The sequence below is a fragment of the Neobacillus endophyticus genome, assembly GCF_013248975.1.
GTDB classification, from domain to species: Bacteria; Bacillota; Bacilli; order Bacillales; family Cytobacillaceae; genus Neobacillus; species Neobacillus endophyticus.
On sequence record NZ_JABRWH010000001.1, the window covers coordinates 3,141,371 to 3,157,110 of the forward strand.

A 15,740-nucleotide genomic window follows, 5' to 3' on the forward strand; every position below is an offset into this window, starting at 1 on the left:
AATAGAAAGTGGGGGTAGTGGCATGTTCATGGGTGAATACCATCATAGCATTGATAATAAAGGCCGTGTGATAGTGCCCTCCAAATTCCGTGATGATCTTGGAGAAATGTTTATTATCACTAGGGGTTTGGATCAATGTTTGTTTGGTTACCCAATGTCAGAATGGAAGCAGCTTGAAGAGAAATTAAAAGGCTTGCCGCTGACAAAGAAAGATGCTCGTGCTTTTACTCGATTCTTCTTTTCCGGAGCAACAGAGAGTGAACTTGATAAACAAGGAAGAATTAATATCCCGGCACCACTTTTGCAATACGCAAAATTGGATAAAGAATGTGTAATTTTAGGAGTTTCCAATCGAATTGAAATTTGGAGCAAGCAGATTTGGGAAGACTATTTTTCACAGTCAGAAGAATCTTTTGCCGAAATAGCAGAAAATATGATTGGCTTTGATATATAATGGACAAGTTATCATAATATATTTTCTGTTTGCGCATGCGCTATCGATTGATTGGAAAAGGTGGTACAAATATGTTTGAACATACAACTGTGTTATTAGATGAAGCTGTTGCCGGCTTAAATATAAAGCCGGATGGTATCTATGTTGATTGTACTTTGGGAGGAGCAGGACATAGTTCACAGATTCTTTCAAAGCTGGGAGAAGGCGGAAAACTCTTCGCTTTTGATCAGGATTCAACAGCGATCAAACATGCAAGAGAAAAACTTTCTGATTACGGTGATCGATTTATCACCATTAAAAGTAACTTTTTATTTTTACAAGAGGAGCTTGAAAGACTTGGAGTCAACCATGTCGACGGCGTTCTATACGACCTGGGAGTGTCCTCTCCGCAGCTCGATACACCGGAAAGAGGATTTAGCTATCATCATGATGCCCCATTGGACATGAGGATGGATATGGAGGCATCGACATCAGCTTATGATGTTATCAATCATTGGTCGTATGAAGACTTAGTCCGAATCTTTTTTCAGTATGGTGAAGAGAAGTTTTCTAAACAAATTGCCAGAAAAATTGAAGCGGCCAGGATAGATCAACCGATTGAGACAACAGGACAATTGGTAGAATTAATCAAAGAGGCAATTCCAGCACCTGCCCGTAGGAAAGGCGGACATCCTGCCAAACGTATTTTTCAAGCGATTAGAATTGCGGTAAATGATGAATTAGGTGTTTTTGAAAAATCACTATATCAAGCAATCGAATTATTAAATCCAAAGGGAAGAATTAGTGTCATCACCTTTCATTCCCTTGAGGACAGAATTTGTAAAGCAGCTTTCAAAAAAGCGAGTGAAACTCCTGAATTGCCGCCAGGTTTGCCGATCATTCCGGATGAATACAAACCGGTAATGAAACTCATCACCCGAAAACCAATTCTCCCAACTGAAAATGAAGTTGAGCAAAATAACCGAGCTCGGTCAGCAAAACTAAGAATTGCGGAGAAATTATAGAATGACAGAGAAAACAAAAAAACAATCTGGAGGGGAAATCATTGGGGAATCTTGCTAGAAATTTGCAGGAACAACATGTAGAGCAAACAGTCCAAGAAGACAGGAGACAAATTAAGATCAGAAAATCCTGGCTGACTCCAGGGGAAAAAATTATCGGGGTAACATTTGCTGGGCTGGTTTGTTTTGGTGCGATTCATCTTATATCTAATGAATCCAAAATTTATGATGTGAATAAGGACATTCAGACCGTTCAAGATAAAGTAAAAGAACAGCAAAAGGAAAATAGCGATTTGCAGGTACAAGTAAGTGACTTAAGTAATTATCAACGGATTTATGAGAAGGCTAAGGAAATGGGTTTACAAGTAAATGAAAATAACGTCAAGGTAGTGCAGGGGAAATGAGTAAGAAACAGCCATATATGAACTTAGGAGCAGCGATTTTGTTTGGATTTTTCGTCCTGCTCTTTTTTATATTAATTTTTAGGTATTTTTCTATTCAAATTACAGGTGAAGTTGCTGGCCAGCCAATGGCTGCTAAAGCATTGCAAAAGTATACTCATGAAGGAGTATTGCAGGCAGTTCGCGGTGAGATCCTTGATCGAAATGGGGATGTAGTTGCAGAGGATACTGCTTCTTATGAGATGATTGCGATTTTAGATAAAAAAATGACAACAGATCCCAAACATCCACAGAACGTGGTTAACCCAAGCAAAACTGCCAATGAACTCGCTAAATATATTAAAATGGATGAATCGGAGATTTATCGCAGACTGACGGAAAAAAAGTTTCAGGTGGAATTTGGCAAGGCCGGCAAAAATTTAAACGGCGAAACAAAGTCAAAAATTGAGGCCTTAAAGCTTCCAGGTATTACATTTATCCGAGATACAAAACGATATTACCCAAATAGCACCTTTGCATCCAATGTAGTTGGTTACACAGACAGTGCTGAACAAAAGGATGGAACCTATGAAAATGTTGGGAAAATGGGAATCGAACAATCCTTTAATGATGTATTAACTGGAAAAAATGGAACAATCCATTATGAAAGTGATCTATGGGGATACTTACTTCCTGATGGGAAGGAAAAAATCACGCCGGCACGTGATGGCAATGATGTGTATTTGACGATTGACCAAAAAATTCAAACATTTTTAGAAGATGCCATGGATAATGTAGTTAAGCAATATAAGCCAAAGAAAATCATAGCGATTGTTGCTGATGCGAAAACTGGTGATATCCTGGCTATGGGACAGAGGCCATCCTTTGATCCAAATACAAAGGATGGAATTAATGAAAGTTGGCACAATGAAGCAGTTGAAACGTCATATGAACCGGGTTCAACTATGAAGATTTTTACCCTTTCAGCTGCAGTGCAAGAAAATCTTTTTAATCCGAATGAAACCTATATGTCCGGCTCCTTCCAGGCTACACCAAAAAGCCAGATCATTCATGATTGGAACTGGTCTGGCTGGGGAAGAATAACGTACCTTGAAGGTCTTCAACGTTCTTCTAACGTAGCATTCGCAACCATCGCCAGAGACAAATTGGGGTATGATAAATTAAGGGACTATATTTCAAAATTTGGTTTGGATAAACCAACAGGAATTGAACTGCCAAATGAAGCGGCAGGAAAAATTGCCTTTACCTATCCGGTAGAAAAAGCGACAACAGCATACGGTCAGGGAACGGCGATTACTCCAATCGAGCAAATACAAGCAGCAACAGCAGTTGCGAATGATGGTAAAATGATGAAACCGCATATAGTTGAAAAAATTGTGGATCATGATACTGGGAAAGTAATAAAGGAGGATTCTCCTGAGGTAGCCGGAACACCAATTTCGGCGGAAACCGCAAAACAGGTTCGTGATTATCTAGAAACAGTTGTCACCTCGCCGAAAGGTACTGGCGGGCGTTACAAAATTGATGGCTATAGTGTAGCGGGGAAAACAGGAACAGCCAGCATCCCAGGCCCCAATGGCCAATATTTGAAAGGCGCAGATAATTATGTCTTTTCATTTTTAGGGATGGCACCTAAGGATAACCCGAAGTTAATTGTCTATGTAGCGGTCCAGCAGCCTGACTTGGGTGGAACAGGACAAGGAGCACTCCCGGTTTCTGCTATTTTTGATCCGGTGATGAAAAATAGTTTGCAATATTTAAATATCAAACCATCGTCACAGAAAACTCCAAGTGTAGATAAATTGGATGATTTTAGCGGCCAATCAGTTGATACAGCGGTAAAAAGCCTAAAGGCTAATGGATTTGATGCTGTCATTCTTGGCAAAGGGACAAAAGTAGTCAGCCAGTTGCCGAATCCTGGAACATCCATTTTAGATGGTGAAAAAGTGATTTTGCAAACAGACGGTGATATAACAATGCCAGATTTGTCTGGCTGGTCGCTTCGTGATGTAATGAAAGTGACGAATCTGGCCGGTTTGAATTTAAATGCGCAGGGCAAAGGGTATGTGACACAGCAAAGTATTAAGCCAAAGACTGTGATCCATAGAGGTAATTCTTTAACGGTGAATTTGATTCTTCCTGAGGATTTGTATACGGAAGAAACAAAAAATCAAAAAGGCGGACAAAAAAATCAGGATAGTAAAGACAATTCGAAACCGAAATAGTAATGTAAATCCCGCTATATAATTGCGGGATTTTTTTTGCTATGGGACAGCCTGTTCTACATCATAAAGTACAAGCATATAAATGAACGATAACGAAAGAAGGTTCGAAGGAGGATCGTTCGTCATATGCGAGTTTCAAATGTAACAGTCCGCAAACGGTTATTGATTGCTCTGTTCGTGGGAATTCTTATTTTTTTGATTATTGATGTTCGCCTTGGATATGTACAGTTTGTTCTGGGGGATATGCTGACTTCCCGGGCAAAGGATTCGTGGAGCCGAAATATCCCATTTGAGCCTGAGCGAGGCAAAATTGTGGATCGAAATGGAGTAGCACTGGCAACGAATATAAGTGCTCCTACTGTTTATGTTGTCCCGAGACAAGTTAAAGATCCAGCTGTCACTGCTGAAAAGCTAGCCCCTGTTTTAAATATGACAAAGGAAGCAGCTTACCGTGAAATTACAAAAACAGAACGGATTGTTAGAATAAAGGAAGGTAGAAAAATTTCTCACGAAAAGGCGAAGGAAATTAGAGCTTTAGATCTTGAGGGAGTATATATTGGGGAAGATTCAAAAAGATATTATCCATTTGGAAGTTATCTATCACATGTTTTGGGGTTTACTGGTGTAGATAATCAAGGACTAATGGGATTGGAAAAGTATTATGATAAAGAGCTGAGCGGCGATCGGGGCGCAGTCAAATTTTATGCTACTGCCAAAGGAAATCGGATGAAAGGGATTGCCGATGATTACGAGACGCCAGTAAACGGGCTTGATTTAAAGTTAACAATTGATTCCAAAATCCAGACAATTGTAGAAAGAGAACTTGATATCGCTGAGGCAAAATATAACCCAGATGGAATTATTGCCATTGCAATGAATCCGAATAATGGGGAAATATTAGCCATGTCAAGCAGACCAACTTTTGATCCTTCCAACTTTCGAAATGTCCCGCAAGAAGTGTATAACCGTAATCTGCCAGTTTGGAGCACGTATGAGCCGGGATCAACCTTTAAGATTATTACACTAGCAGCAGCATTAAATGAACATAAGGTAAATTTAGAAAAGGAACACTTCCATGATTCTGGGGCTGTGACGGTGGCTGGAGCACGATTAAAGTGCTGGAAACGGGGAGGCCATGGTGATGAGACATTTTTACAGGTTGTGCAAAATTCCTGTAACCCGGGATTCGTGGAGTTAGGAGAAAGATTAGGGAAAGACAAGCTATTTCAATATATTAAGAACTTTGGTTTCGGTCAAAAAACGGGTATTGATTTGCAAGGGGAAGGAACAGGAATTCTGTTTAACTTGAACCGTGTTGGTCCAGTGGAACTGGCGACTACCGCTTTTGGACAAGGGGTATCTGTCACACCAATTCAGCAAGTAGCTGCGGTATCTGCTGCAATCAATGGGGGAACCCTTTATCAGCCATATATTGCCAAGGAGTTAATTGATCCAGTGACACACGAAGTAGTGATGAGAAATTCACCAGTGGCAAAAAGAAAAGTGATTTCAGAGGCAACTTCGAAGGAAGTTCGAAATGCACTTGAGACCGTTGTTGCTCAAGGAACAGGAGGAAAAGCATTTGTTGATTCTTACCGTGTCGGCGGTAAAACAGGTACAGCCCAAAAAGCACAAGGTGGAAGATACTTGGAAAATAACTACATTGTGTCGTTTATTGGTTTTGCTCCGGCGGATGATCCGCAAATTGTCGTGTATGTTGCAGTCGATAATCCAAAAGGGGTAACAGCCTTTGGTGGTACGATCAGTGCTCCGATGGTGGGAAGTATATTAAAGGATAGTTTAAGTGCAATGGGAGTAAGTCCCAGAAAAAATCAAGTTGAAAAAATTGTAAAATGGCCTGACATGCCTTTACTGGAACTGCCTAATTTTGTCGGGATGAAAAAAGAAGATCTGCCGGGACAGGATGTTGATTTACAAATTGACGCCAGCGGTGAAGGGGATACCGTAGTAAGGCAATCTCCAGAACCGGGCAGTAAAGTAAGGGAAGGATCGAAAATAAGACTTTACTTTGGTAAGGGTAATTAAGGCAGAATTTAATATGATAGAATACATGGGCGGCCGGAATGATTTCCGCCGCTTAATTTTTATGAACAAATAGCAATAATAGTTATTTTCATGTAAAATAAGATGGTACTTTTAGAACCATCCCTAAATGAGAGGTTTCTGTGTGGTAAAGGGGATGTAAAGTCATGAGAGGATTTGAGAGAAATGAATTTGCACAAGCTGCTTGAAAATTTGCATCTGTTAATCCCTTTTAATGGGGATGATTTGGAAATTACATCGATTGAAAATGACAATCGAAAGGTGCAAAACGGGAGCTTATTTATTTGTATTAAAGGCTATACAGTTGATGGACATGATTTTGCCGAGTCTGCTGTAGAAAAGGGAGCAGTGGCTGTCCTTGCTGAACGTCAGCTGCCGCTTGATGTGCCTGTCATTGTTGTGAAAGACACAACCAGAGCGATGGCAGTTTTGGCTGATGCTTTTTACGAACAGCCTACAAAAAAACTGCGATTGATTGGAATTACAGGGACAAATGGAAAAACTACGACCAGCCATATGATTGAAAAAATCTTTGCCGATAGAGGTCAAAAAACAGGCTTAATTGGCACGATGTATACCAAAATTGCTGATAAGACAATTGAAACGAAAAATACGACACCTGAAAGTTTAACACTCCAAAAAACCTTTCATCAAATGGTGCAAGCATCTGTAGGAACAGCTGTTATGGAGGTTTCATCTCATGCGCTTGATCTTGGCAGGGTGCATGGTTGTGATTTTGATGTCGCTGTATTTACTAACCTGACACAAGATCATCTAGATTATCACAAAACAATGGATGAATATAAGCGGGCAAAGAGTTTATTATTCGCCCAGCTTGGAAATACATTTGATAATCAAAAACCTAAATTCGCTGTTTTAAATGCAGATGATCCTGCAACTGAGATGTTTATCAGGTCAACAGCAGCACATGTCGTTACATATGGAATTGATCAAAAAGCGGATATAGGAGCAGAAAATATTGAGATCACATCTGCTGGTACCAAATTTGATATTGTGCTCGGAGCAATGAAATATCCTATTAACATTCCATTTATCGGGAAGTTTAGTATTTATAATGTTTTAGCGAGTGTTACAGCCGCATATGTATCGGGAGTTTCTTTAGTAGAAATCATTCGGTCGATTGAAGGAATGAAAGGTGTTGCGGGAAGGTTTGAACTGGTAAATGCCGGTCAGGAATTTACAGTTATTGTGGACTATGCTCACACGCCTGACAGCTTGGAGAATGTTTTAAAAACAATTCAGCAATTTGCTAAAGGAAGAGTTTTTGTTATTGTAGGCTGCGGGGGAGATCGGGACCGGACAAAACGTCCGTTGATGGCGCAAATCTCCTGCCGATATGCCACAGATCCTATTTTTACATCCGACAATCCAAGAAGTGAAGACCCGATTGCTATTTTAAAAGAGATGGAAGCAGGGGTTCAAGGAGAATCATATATAACCATACCTAGCCGTAAAGAAGCGATTAACCAGGCGGTAGATCAGGCAGCATCAGGTGATGTCATCCTTATTGCCGGAAAAGGTCACGAGACCTATCAAATTATAGGTGATATAGTGCATGATTTTGATGATCGTCTCGTTGCCAGGGAGGCAATTACAGAGAAACTAAAACAGAAATAATTGAATATTAGAGAACAATGTTAAATTTCAGTGTTGATTTTGTCACTGCGTTGCTTGAAGAGGAGATTAACATCCAAGTATAACAGCGATTATTAGACTATATTGAAAAATTAAATGGGGAATTAGATAAAAAATGGATTACTTTAATATTAAATTTTCAAATAAAAAACTTCTTAATAAAATGCATGAAACATATGATATTGCTGTAATGTTAAAAAACATAACAACAGATCTTGTTCATGTCGCAGAAAGGAGGGGATAAAATGCTGGAGCAAGTTATTTTTTTCACAATTATTATGGCGTTTCTAATTTCAGTATTGCTGTCTCCACTATTTATTCCTTTCTTGCGAAGGTTGAAATTTGGACAAAGCATTCGTGAAGAGGGTCCGAAATCCCATCAGAAAAAATCCGGAACCCCGACAATGGGTGGAATTATGATATTGTTTGCCATTGTCATCACAACCATTGTCATGACAGGGAAAGTTTCTGGCCCAACGGTTAAAACGTACCTGCTTTTACTAGTGACACTTGGATTTGGATTATTAGGGTTTTTGGATGATTTTATAAAAGTAGTATTGAAAAGAAATCTGGGATTAACCTCAAAGCAAAAATTACTCGGACAGATCATCATTTCTGTGATTTTTTATTTAGTCTATAAACAGCAAGGTTATTCCACAGAAATCAGCATTCCATATAGTCATACCACTTTTGATTTGGGCTGGCTTTTTGTTTTTGTCATCATCTTCTGGCTGGTTGGGTTCTCTAATGCAGTCAATTTAACAGATGGTCTAGACGGTTTGGTGTCAGGCACCGCGGCTATTGCATTTGGTGCGTATGCCGTTCTTGCCTGGAATCAGTCACAGATGGAATTGGCTATTTTTTCAATGGCTGTTGTTGGTGCGGTGCTTGGTTTTCTTGTATTTAATGCACATCCTGCGAAAGTTTTTATGGGGGATACGGGGTCTCTTGCTCTCGGCGGAGCCATTGCAGCGCTTGCCATTCTAACTAAACTGGAAATTTTGTTAATCTTAATTGGCGGGGTATTCGTAATTGAGACTTTGTCGGTTATTCTTCAGGTAACATCCTTTAAGACTACAGGGAAACGGATTTTTAAAATGAGTCCCCTTCACCACCATTATGAGCTTTCTGGTTGGTCGGAATGGAGAGTTGTTGTAACGTTTTGGAGTGTAGGCTTAATTTTTGCGATAATTGGAATTTATATTGAGGTGTGGTTGTAATTGAAGCAGATAAAATCGTATCGCCATAAAAAAATCTTAGTTCTTGGTTTGGCTAAAAGTGGAGTATCAGCAGCTACCCTGTTACACAAGCTTGGCGCCTTTGTTACAGTTAATGATAAGAAGCCGCTTTCGGAAAATCCGGAAGCGCAAGGTCTTCTTGAGCAGGGAATTAAAGTGATTTGTGGAGACCATCCGGTCGAGCTTTTAGACGAAGGTTTTGAGCTAATTGTAAAAAATCCAGGAATTCCATATAGCAATCCAATGATAATAGGGGCGATGGAAAGGGAAATTCCTGTCATCACAGAAGTGGAACTTGCTTATGAAATTTCTGAAGCCCCGTTTATCGGTATAACAGGGACTAATGGAAAAACAACGACGACTACTCTTGTCTTTGAAATGCTAAAAGAGGGAGATAAAAAACCATTAATAGCAGGAAACATTGGAACTGTAGCTTCAGGTGTAGCAGAAATGGCAGAAAAGGATAATAACATTGTCATTGAACTGTCTTCCTTTCAGTTAATGGGGATCGAAACGTTTAATCCGAAAATCGCCATCATCACAAATCTATATGATGCCCATCTGGACTATCATGGAACACGAAAGGATTATTGGAAGGCAAAGGCTAATATTACGAAAAATCAAACAGAACTAGAATATTTAATTATTAATGCCGATCAGGAACAAACACTTGAGATTGCGCGTTCCTCAAAGGCGAAAATTGTTCCTTTTTCTACAAAAAAAGTACTGGCTGACGGTGCTTATATTGAGGATGAATGGATTTGTTTCAATAATGAAAAAGTAATGCCGGTTGCCGATATTGCTTTGCCTGGTGTACATAATCTTGAAAATATTCTTTCAGCAATGGCGGCTGCTAAAATATCTGGTGTCGATAATAGTGCCATTCAATCCGTTCTTCGGACGTTTACTGGTGTAAGACATCGTTTGCAATATGTGGCAGAAATTAATGGCAGAAAATTTTATAATGACTCAAAAGCAACGAATATTTTGGCAACAGTACATGCATTGGCAGCTTTTGAAGCTCCGATCATCCTTCTTGCTGGCGGGCTTGATCGTGGAAATGAATTTGATGAACTGATTCCTTATTTAAAAAATGTAAAAGCATTAATTACGTTTGGACAGACTGCGCCAAAACTAGAACGGGTAGGCAAGGAAACGGGAATAAAAACGATTATCCGAGTCGATAATGTTGAAAAGGCTGTACCTGCTGCTTTCCAATTGTCAGAGGCTGGTGACGTCATCTTATTATCTCCAGCTTGTGCTAGTTGGGATCAGTATAAAACTTTTGAAGTCAGGGGAGACATTTTTATCAATGCGGTGCATATGCTTAAGTAAGGGCTTGTCCGACGAAAGCGGCAGCACCCGTTAAGCGATGATTGGACTGAAACCTTCTGACAAAGAAAGGAAACCCGAAGCGAAAAAGCAATTCGATGTTGACTTTATTGAAGGGAAGAAGGCGAATACACAGTTCAGTTGCTGGGCGCTCCATCTAAAAGCTGATACTTTTAGACGTGCAAAAATGAAATTTTTGAGATTTCATTTTTGCTGCTGGACTATTTTTATAGTAATTTGTTGGCCCTAAAACTTGTAGTTGAGGTGTATCGCAGTGCCGACAAAGAGAACAACTCCCGACTTTATTTTAATGGCAGTAACTTTTACACTACTCGCAATAGGTCTTATTATGGTGTACAGTGCGAGTGCAATTTGGGCTGATTATAAATTTCACGACGCATTCTTTTTTGCCAAAAGGCAATCCCTTTTTGCGGCAGTTGGGATCATCGCCATGTTTTTTATCATGAATATTAATTATTGGACCTGGAGAAATTGGGCTAAAACGCTAGTGATCGTTTGCTTCGTATTATTAGTTTTGGTTTTAATTCCAGGGATAGGAAATGTACGGAATGGATCCAGAAGTTGGATCGGAGTCGGGGCTTTTTCTATTCAGCCTTCTGAATTTATGAAGCTGGCCATGATTGCATTTTTAGCAAAGTTCCTTTCAGAACGGCAAAAGCAGATTACGTCTTTTAAGAAAGGACTTGTCCCATCATTAGGACTCGCTTTTCTTGCTTTTGCGATGATTATGCTGCAGCCCGATTTGGGGACTGGCACGGTTATGATGGGAACATGTGTGGTTATGATTTTTATTGCCGGTGCCAGAGTAAGACATTTTGCGTTTTTGGGGTTAATGGGAGTTGCCGGATTTGTTGGTTTGATTATTTCAGCTCCCTATCGGATGAAGAGGATTACCTCTTTTTTAGATCCTTGGTCAGACCCGCTCGGAAGCGGCTTTCAAATTATCCAATCATTGTATGCAATTGGACCTGGAGGACTCTTTGGCTTAGGACTAGGCCAAAGCAGGCAAAAGTTTTTTTACTTGCCAGAGCCTCAAACAGACTTTATCTTCGCGATTCTATCTGAAGAATTGGGATTTATCGGCGGATCATTTATTTTGTTACTGTTTGCATTGCTGTTATGGAGAGGAATACGGATTGCTTTAGGTGCACCTGATTTATATGGGAGTTTTCTTGCAGTAGGGATTATTGCGATGGTCGCTATTCAAGTAATGATCAATATCGGTGTTGTTACTGGTCTTATGCCAGTTACAGGAATTACACTGCCATTTTTAAGCTATGGGGGGTCTTCACTGACCTTGATGTTAATGGCCATTGGTGTTCTTCTAAACATTAGCCGTTATTCCAGATATTAATGAATACCCTGTTTTTTACAGGGTTCTTTTTATGTTAGGGGCGGAATACCATTCTGTTTATATACATTACAAATTAGTAACATTATTTTTTCATTGACTTTTTTTTCAATGTTTTTATAGTAGAATGTGTTTAGCAGACTTTTTGAGGTGAGAAAATGAAAATAGCAGTAAGCGGCGGAGGGACAGGTGGTCATATTTATCCTGCCCTGGCACTCATAAGAGAAATACAAAAAAAGAATAAAGATGCTGAATTTCTTTACATAGGGACCATGAATGGTTTGGAAAGTAAACTAGTACCAAGAGAAAATATATCCTTTAAATCTATTCATATTACTGGCTTCAAAAGAAAACTTTCATTCGAAAATGTAAAAACGATTTTTCGCTTTCTTAAAGGCGTCAGTGACAGCAAAAAAATCTTAAAAGATTTTAAACCTGATGTTGTAATAGGTACAGGAGGATATGTTTGCGGACCTGTCGTTTATGCGGCATCGAAGTTGCAAATTCCGACGATCATACACGAACAAAATAGTGTACCAGGTCTTACTAATAAATTCTTAAGCCGGTATGTCAGTAAGATTGCCATTTGCTTTCATGAAGCATCAGAATATTTTCCTGCTGAGAAGGTTGTTTTTACTGGAAATCCACGCGCTTCGGAAGTAATAGGCAAAGATGGAGTGAAAGGACGTCTATCGGCTGGATTAAGTACAACAAAGCCAGCCGTTTTAATCTTTGGTGGGAGCCGAGGTGCGCGTCCAATCAATGAGGCAGTCATTCAGGCACTGCCAAAACTTGCAGAAAAATCGTATCAAATCCTTTATGTTACTGGTGATGTTCATTATGAGGATGTAAAAAACGAAGTAGAGTTAGTAGGCAACCCGAAAAATGTTATTATCAAGCCATTTATTCATAACATGCCTGAGGTTCTTGCGGGGATTGATTTAGTTGTTTCAAGAGCAGGTGCGACAACACTGGCCGAGCTAACATCGTTAGGAATACCGAGTATTTTAATTCCAAGCCCATATGTTACGAACAATCATCAGGAGAAAAATGCCAGGTCTTTAAGCGATAATGGTGCAGCACAGGTTTTATTAGAAAAAGAATTAACTGGCAGCAGTCTTGTTCAACATATTGATCGTATTTTATTAAATACAGAGTATCTAAAGGAAATGAAATTAAAAGCAAAAAAAATCGGCGTCCCTGATTCGGCTATCAAGCTTTACAATCTGATGGACCAACTGATGATGAAAAATCAAAAGTAGCCCAAATTCATAAAGAGCATAAACTAATAGTAATACCTATGTTTGGAAAGTATGGTGATCATAATGGACGGAATTCTTTCGGAATTACAAGCTTTAAATATCGGAAAAGTTAAGAGCAACGAACTGCTCTCCCAGCATACGACAATTAAAATTGGCGGCCCTGCAGACCTGTTTATTGAGCCGTCATCTGTTGAGAATTTAAAAAAGGTAATGGACGTGATTAGACAAAACAACATCCAGTGGCGGGCAATTGGCAGAGGCTCCAATCTGCTCGTTTCCGATAAAGGAATTGAGGGTGCGGTAATCAAACTGGGTTCCGGTATTGATAATCTAGAAATAAATGGGGCAGAAATTACTGTTGGCGGTGGATATTCTCTTGTCAGCCTGTCTACGTTCATAAGCAAAAAAGGTTTGTCCGGCTTAGAATTTGCCAGCGGCATTCCAGGCTCTGTAGGCGGAGCTGTATATATGAATGCTGGTGCACACGGATCGGATATCAGCAAGATTTTAACAAAAGCCCATGTTTTATTTGCGGATGGAACGATGGAATGGCTTTCGAATCAAGAAATGGAATTCTCGTATAGAACTTCTGTTCTTCAGAAAAAACGTCCAGGGATCGTGATTGAAGCTGTATTTCGACTTGAAGAAGGTGACAGGACAGCAATTGTTTCGCAAATGCAAAAGAATAAGGATTATCGCAAGGAAACTCAGCCATGGAATTATCCTTGTGCTGGAAGCATATTCCGTAATCCGCTTCCTAATTATGCTGGTAAATTAATAGAAATTGCCGGTTTAAAGGGCTTTAGTATAGGCGGGGCAAAAATCTCTGAAATGCACGGGAATTTCATTGTGAATGCGGGGAATGCCACTGCAGGAGATGTCTTAGCCTTAATTCAGTATGTTAAGGATACGATTTATAATCTATATGAAATTAAAATGGAAACAGAAGTGGAGATCATAGGCAGAAAGTAGAGTTGGAATAGTTCCCATACCTCCCAAATTTAACCTTACATTTCTGTTCAGAAAAATCTTTCGAATGACAAATTCTGTGTTATAATTACTGATAAATGAAGGTCGAAAATGATCGTAAACGAATGACGGCATGACTTTTCGTGCCGTTGTTTCGCTTTACACGACAGTCCCAATTGCTTATTTGGACAAGCAAATGCTTTAATTGAGGCTGTTAATGTGGAGGAAGATGGAATGGAAAATGGTAAAATTGTAGCGCTTGAAGACCGTATTCCAAAGCTAAAGGAGCAAAGGCGGAAAAAAGCTAACAGACGTCTTGTGATCCTGCTTGTGTTATTTTTTATTATGGTTTTGGTTGTTGCATACACACAATCACCTTTAAGTCATGTTCAAACCATAACTGTTAAAGGGAATGAAATATATTCTGAAGGTGAGATTATCCAGCAAACGGGTATTACTAGCCAAACAAATATTTGGAAAGTAAATAAGACTGCACTTTCAGCCAAATTGGAGAAGTTGCCGGAAATTAAATCTGCTGCTGTTACAATTCAATGGCCTAACGATATCTCAATTCAAATAAAAGAACATAAAAAAGTTGCCTATCTGAAACAAGGAAATTATTTCTTGCCAATAATGGAAAACGGGAAAATCTTAAAAAATATAAAAATGGATAAAATTCCTTTGAATACTCCTATTTTATTTGATTTTAAAGAAAGTGATGCCCTGAACGAGATGGTAAAAGGGTTAAAAAGCCTTCCAAGTGAAATTATAAACTCCATTTCCGAAATTCACTATTCTCCGAAAAAAACCGATCCGAATCATATTTCCCTATTTATGAATGATGGCTTCGAGGTAAGTGCAACATTAAGTGATTTTTCAGAAAAGATGGTACATTACCCTTCAATCATCAGTCAATTAGATCCCAATAAAAAGGGAATTATCGACTTAGAGGTAGGTTCGTATTTTAAAGCTTTTGAACCTGGAAGCGAGGGGAAAAATGATTAATTTAAGGGTAAAGGCAAACCATTGGATTTTATTTGTGGTTTGCCTTGTGCTTGGTTTTTTAATTGCTTTTTCCTATCATACAACACAAATGGCAAATCATAAAAATAAGTCCAATATTACAGACAAACAATACGAGGAAACACTTACCTTAAGAAATGAGTTAATAACTCAGGAGGAAACAAACCGAGAACTGCAAAAAGAATTAAATCAGAAGCAGTCAAAGGTTTTAAAAAATGAACAGGAGCTTGCAAAAGAGACGCAGGTATTTCAAAATTTGGCAGAAGATGCTGAGAAGTACCGCATGTTTTTGGGGAAAGTGAAGGTAAAAGGAAAAGGTGTAAAAATCACTTTATCCGATGGAGCGTATGATCCAAGTGTAGTAAATGTTAATAATTACCTTGTTCATGAACAACATGTGTTTAGTGTAGTCAATGAACTCTACATATCTGGAGCTGCAGCAATTGCGGTTAATGGTCAAAGGTTAACAAACCGTTCGTATATTGTTTGTAATGGACCTGTTATAACAGTGGATGGTGTCCCTCATCCCGCCCCATTTGTGATTACAGCTATTGGAGATCCAGACGTGCTCTCAGCTGCCATAAACCTGACTGGCGGAGTGAAAGATCAACTGGTCAACGATAATATTGTTTTTTCTATAGAAAAAGAAGATGAAATTGTGTTAAACCCGCTTTTGGGAAACTAATGACAAAAGGCATGATCTCGTCGCGATGCTTTGCATTTTGTCCACGTGAGATTAGGTA

Annotated in this window: 13 protein-coding genes; all 13 read left to right on the forward strand. The window is 39.2% G+C overall.

The features are described from left to right. Positions 1–22 precede the first annotated feature (22 nt). Positions 23–454 (forward strand): division/cell wall cluster transcriptional repressor MraZ, encoded by a 432-nt coding sequence (gene mraZ, locus HPT25_RS15550; RefSeq protein WP_173065942.1) that lies wholly within the window; start codon positions 23–25, stop codon positions 452–454. A 71-nt stretch (positions 455–525) separates the two neighbouring features. Beyond that, a complete protein-coding gene (gene rsmH, locus HPT25_RS15555) occupies positions 526–1,458 on the forward strand; it encodes a 16S rRNA (cytosine(1402)-N(4))-methyltransferase RsmH (RefSeq protein WP_173065945.1) in 933 nt (310 codons plus the stop codon). Between the two features lie 41 nt (positions 1,459–1,499). Next, entirely contained in the window at positions 1,500–1,859 is a 360-nt protein-coding gene (ftsL, locus tag HPT25_RS15560) for a cell division protein FtsL (RefSeq protein WP_173065949.1), read from the forward strand. Further along, entirely contained in the window at positions 1,856–4,081 is a 2,226-nt protein-coding gene (locus HPT25_RS15565) for a penicillin-binding protein (protein ID WP_173065952.1), read from the forward strand. The genes ftsL and HPT25_RS15565 overlap by 4 nt, the downstream gene beginning before the upstream one ends. 126 nt (positions 4,082–4,207) lie before the next feature. Further along, positions 4,208–6,127 carry a stage V sporulation protein D gene (locus HPT25_RS15570; protein ID WP_173065955.1) on the forward strand — a complete coding sequence of 640 codons (1,920 nt, stop codon included), beginning with the start codon at positions 4,208–4,210 and terminating at the stop codon, positions 6,125–6,127. Between the two features lie 183 nt (positions 6,128–6,310). Next, on the forward strand, positions 6,311–7,783 hold the full coding sequence (locus tag HPT25_RS15575) for a UDP-N-acetylmuramoyl-L-alanyl-D-glutamate--2,6-diaminopimelate ligase (protein WP_173065958.1): 1,473 nt from the start codon (positions 6,311–6,313) through the stop codon (positions 7,781–7,783). A 263-nt stretch (positions 7,784–8,046) separates the two neighbouring features. Further along, positions 8,047–9,021, forward strand: a complete 975-nt coding sequence (mraY, locus tag HPT25_RS15580; protein ID WP_173065961.1) for a phospho-N-acetylmuramoyl-pentapeptide-transferase — start codon at positions 8,047–8,049, stop codon at positions 9,019–9,021. Next, on the forward strand, positions 9,022–10,374 hold the full coding sequence (gene murD / locus HPT25_RS15585) for a UDP-N-acetylmuramoyl-L-alanine--D-glutamate ligase (protein ID WP_173065964.1): 1,353 nt from the start codon (positions 9,022–9,024) through the stop codon (positions 10,372–10,374). Between the two features lie 271 nt (positions 10,375–10,645). Continuing rightward, positions 10,646–11,746, forward strand: a complete 1,101-nt coding sequence (spoVE, locus tag HPT25_RS15590) for a stage V sporulation protein E (protein WP_173065967.1) — start codon at positions 10,646–10,648, stop codon at positions 11,744–11,746. A 155-nt stretch (positions 11,747–11,901) separates the two neighbouring features. After that, on the forward strand, positions 11,902–13,005 hold the full coding sequence (murG, locus tag HPT25_RS15595) for an undecaprenyldiphospho-muramoylpentapeptide beta-N-acetylglucosaminyltransferase (RefSeq protein ID WP_173065970.1): 1,104 nt from the start codon (positions 11,902–11,904) through the stop codon (positions 13,003–13,005). Between the two features lie 63 nt (positions 13,006–13,068). Beyond that, entirely contained in the window at positions 13,069–13,977 is a 909-nt protein-coding gene (gene murB / locus HPT25_RS15600; protein ID WP_173065972.1) for a UDP-N-acetylmuramate dehydrogenase, read from the forward strand. 231 nt (positions 13,978–14,208) lie between these two features. Beyond that, a complete protein-coding gene (locus tag HPT25_RS15605; protein WP_173065975.1) occupies positions 14,209–14,979 on the forward strand; it encodes a cell division protein FtsQ/DivIB in 771 nt (256 codons plus the stop codon). After that, on the forward strand, positions 14,972–15,682 hold the full coding sequence (locus tag HPT25_RS15610; protein WP_173065978.1) for a DUF881 domain-containing protein: 711 nt from the start codon (positions 14,972–14,974) through the stop codon (positions 15,680–15,682). Before HPT25_RS15605 ends, HPT25_RS15610 begins: the two co-directional genes overlap by 8 nt. Positions 15,683–15,740: the final 58 nt, after the last annotated feature.

What these genes read in the sequence shown, in the direction of transcription:
- HPT25_RS15575 (WP_173065958.1), top strand. Translation starts at nt 6,311, where the DNA reads ATGAATTTGCACAAGCTGCTTGAAAATTTGCATCTGTTAATCCCTTTT.
- murB (WP_173065972.1), top strand. Translation starts at nt 13,069, where the DNA reads ATGGACGGAATTCTTTCGGAATTACAAGCTTTAAATATCGGAAAAGTT.
- mraY (WP_173065961.1), top strand. Translation starts at nt 8,047, where the DNA reads ATGCTGGAGCAAGTTATTTTTTTCACAATTATTATGGCGTTTCTAATT.
- rsmH (WP_173065945.1), top strand. Translation starts at nt 526, where the DNA reads ATGTTTGAACATACAACTGTGTTATTAGATGAAGCTGTTGCCGGCTTA.
- HPT25_RS15605 (WP_173065975.1), top strand. Translation starts at nt 14,209, where the DNA reads ATGGAAAATGGTAAAATTGTAGCGCTTGAAGACCGTATTCCAAAGCTA.
- HPT25_RS15570 (WP_173065955.1), top strand. Translation starts at nt 4,208, where the DNA reads ATGCGAGTTTCAAATGTAACAGTCCGCAAACGGTTATTGATTGCTCTG.
- murG (WP_173065970.1), top strand. Translation starts at nt 11,902, where the DNA reads ATGAAAATAGCAGTAAGCGGCGGAGGGACAGGTGGTCATATTTATCCT.
- HPT25_RS15565 (WP_173065952.1), top strand. Translation starts at nt 1,856, where the DNA reads ATGAGTAAGAAACAGCCATATATGAACTTAGGAGCAGCGATTTTGTTT.
- HPT25_RS15610 (WP_173065978.1), top strand. Translation starts at nt 14,972, where the DNA reads ATGATTAATTTAAGGGTAAAGGCAAACCATTGGATTTTATTTGTGGTT.
- mraZ (WP_173065942.1), top strand. Translation starts at nt 23, where the DNA reads ATGTTCATGGGTGAATACCATCATAGCATTGATAATAAAGGCCGTGTG.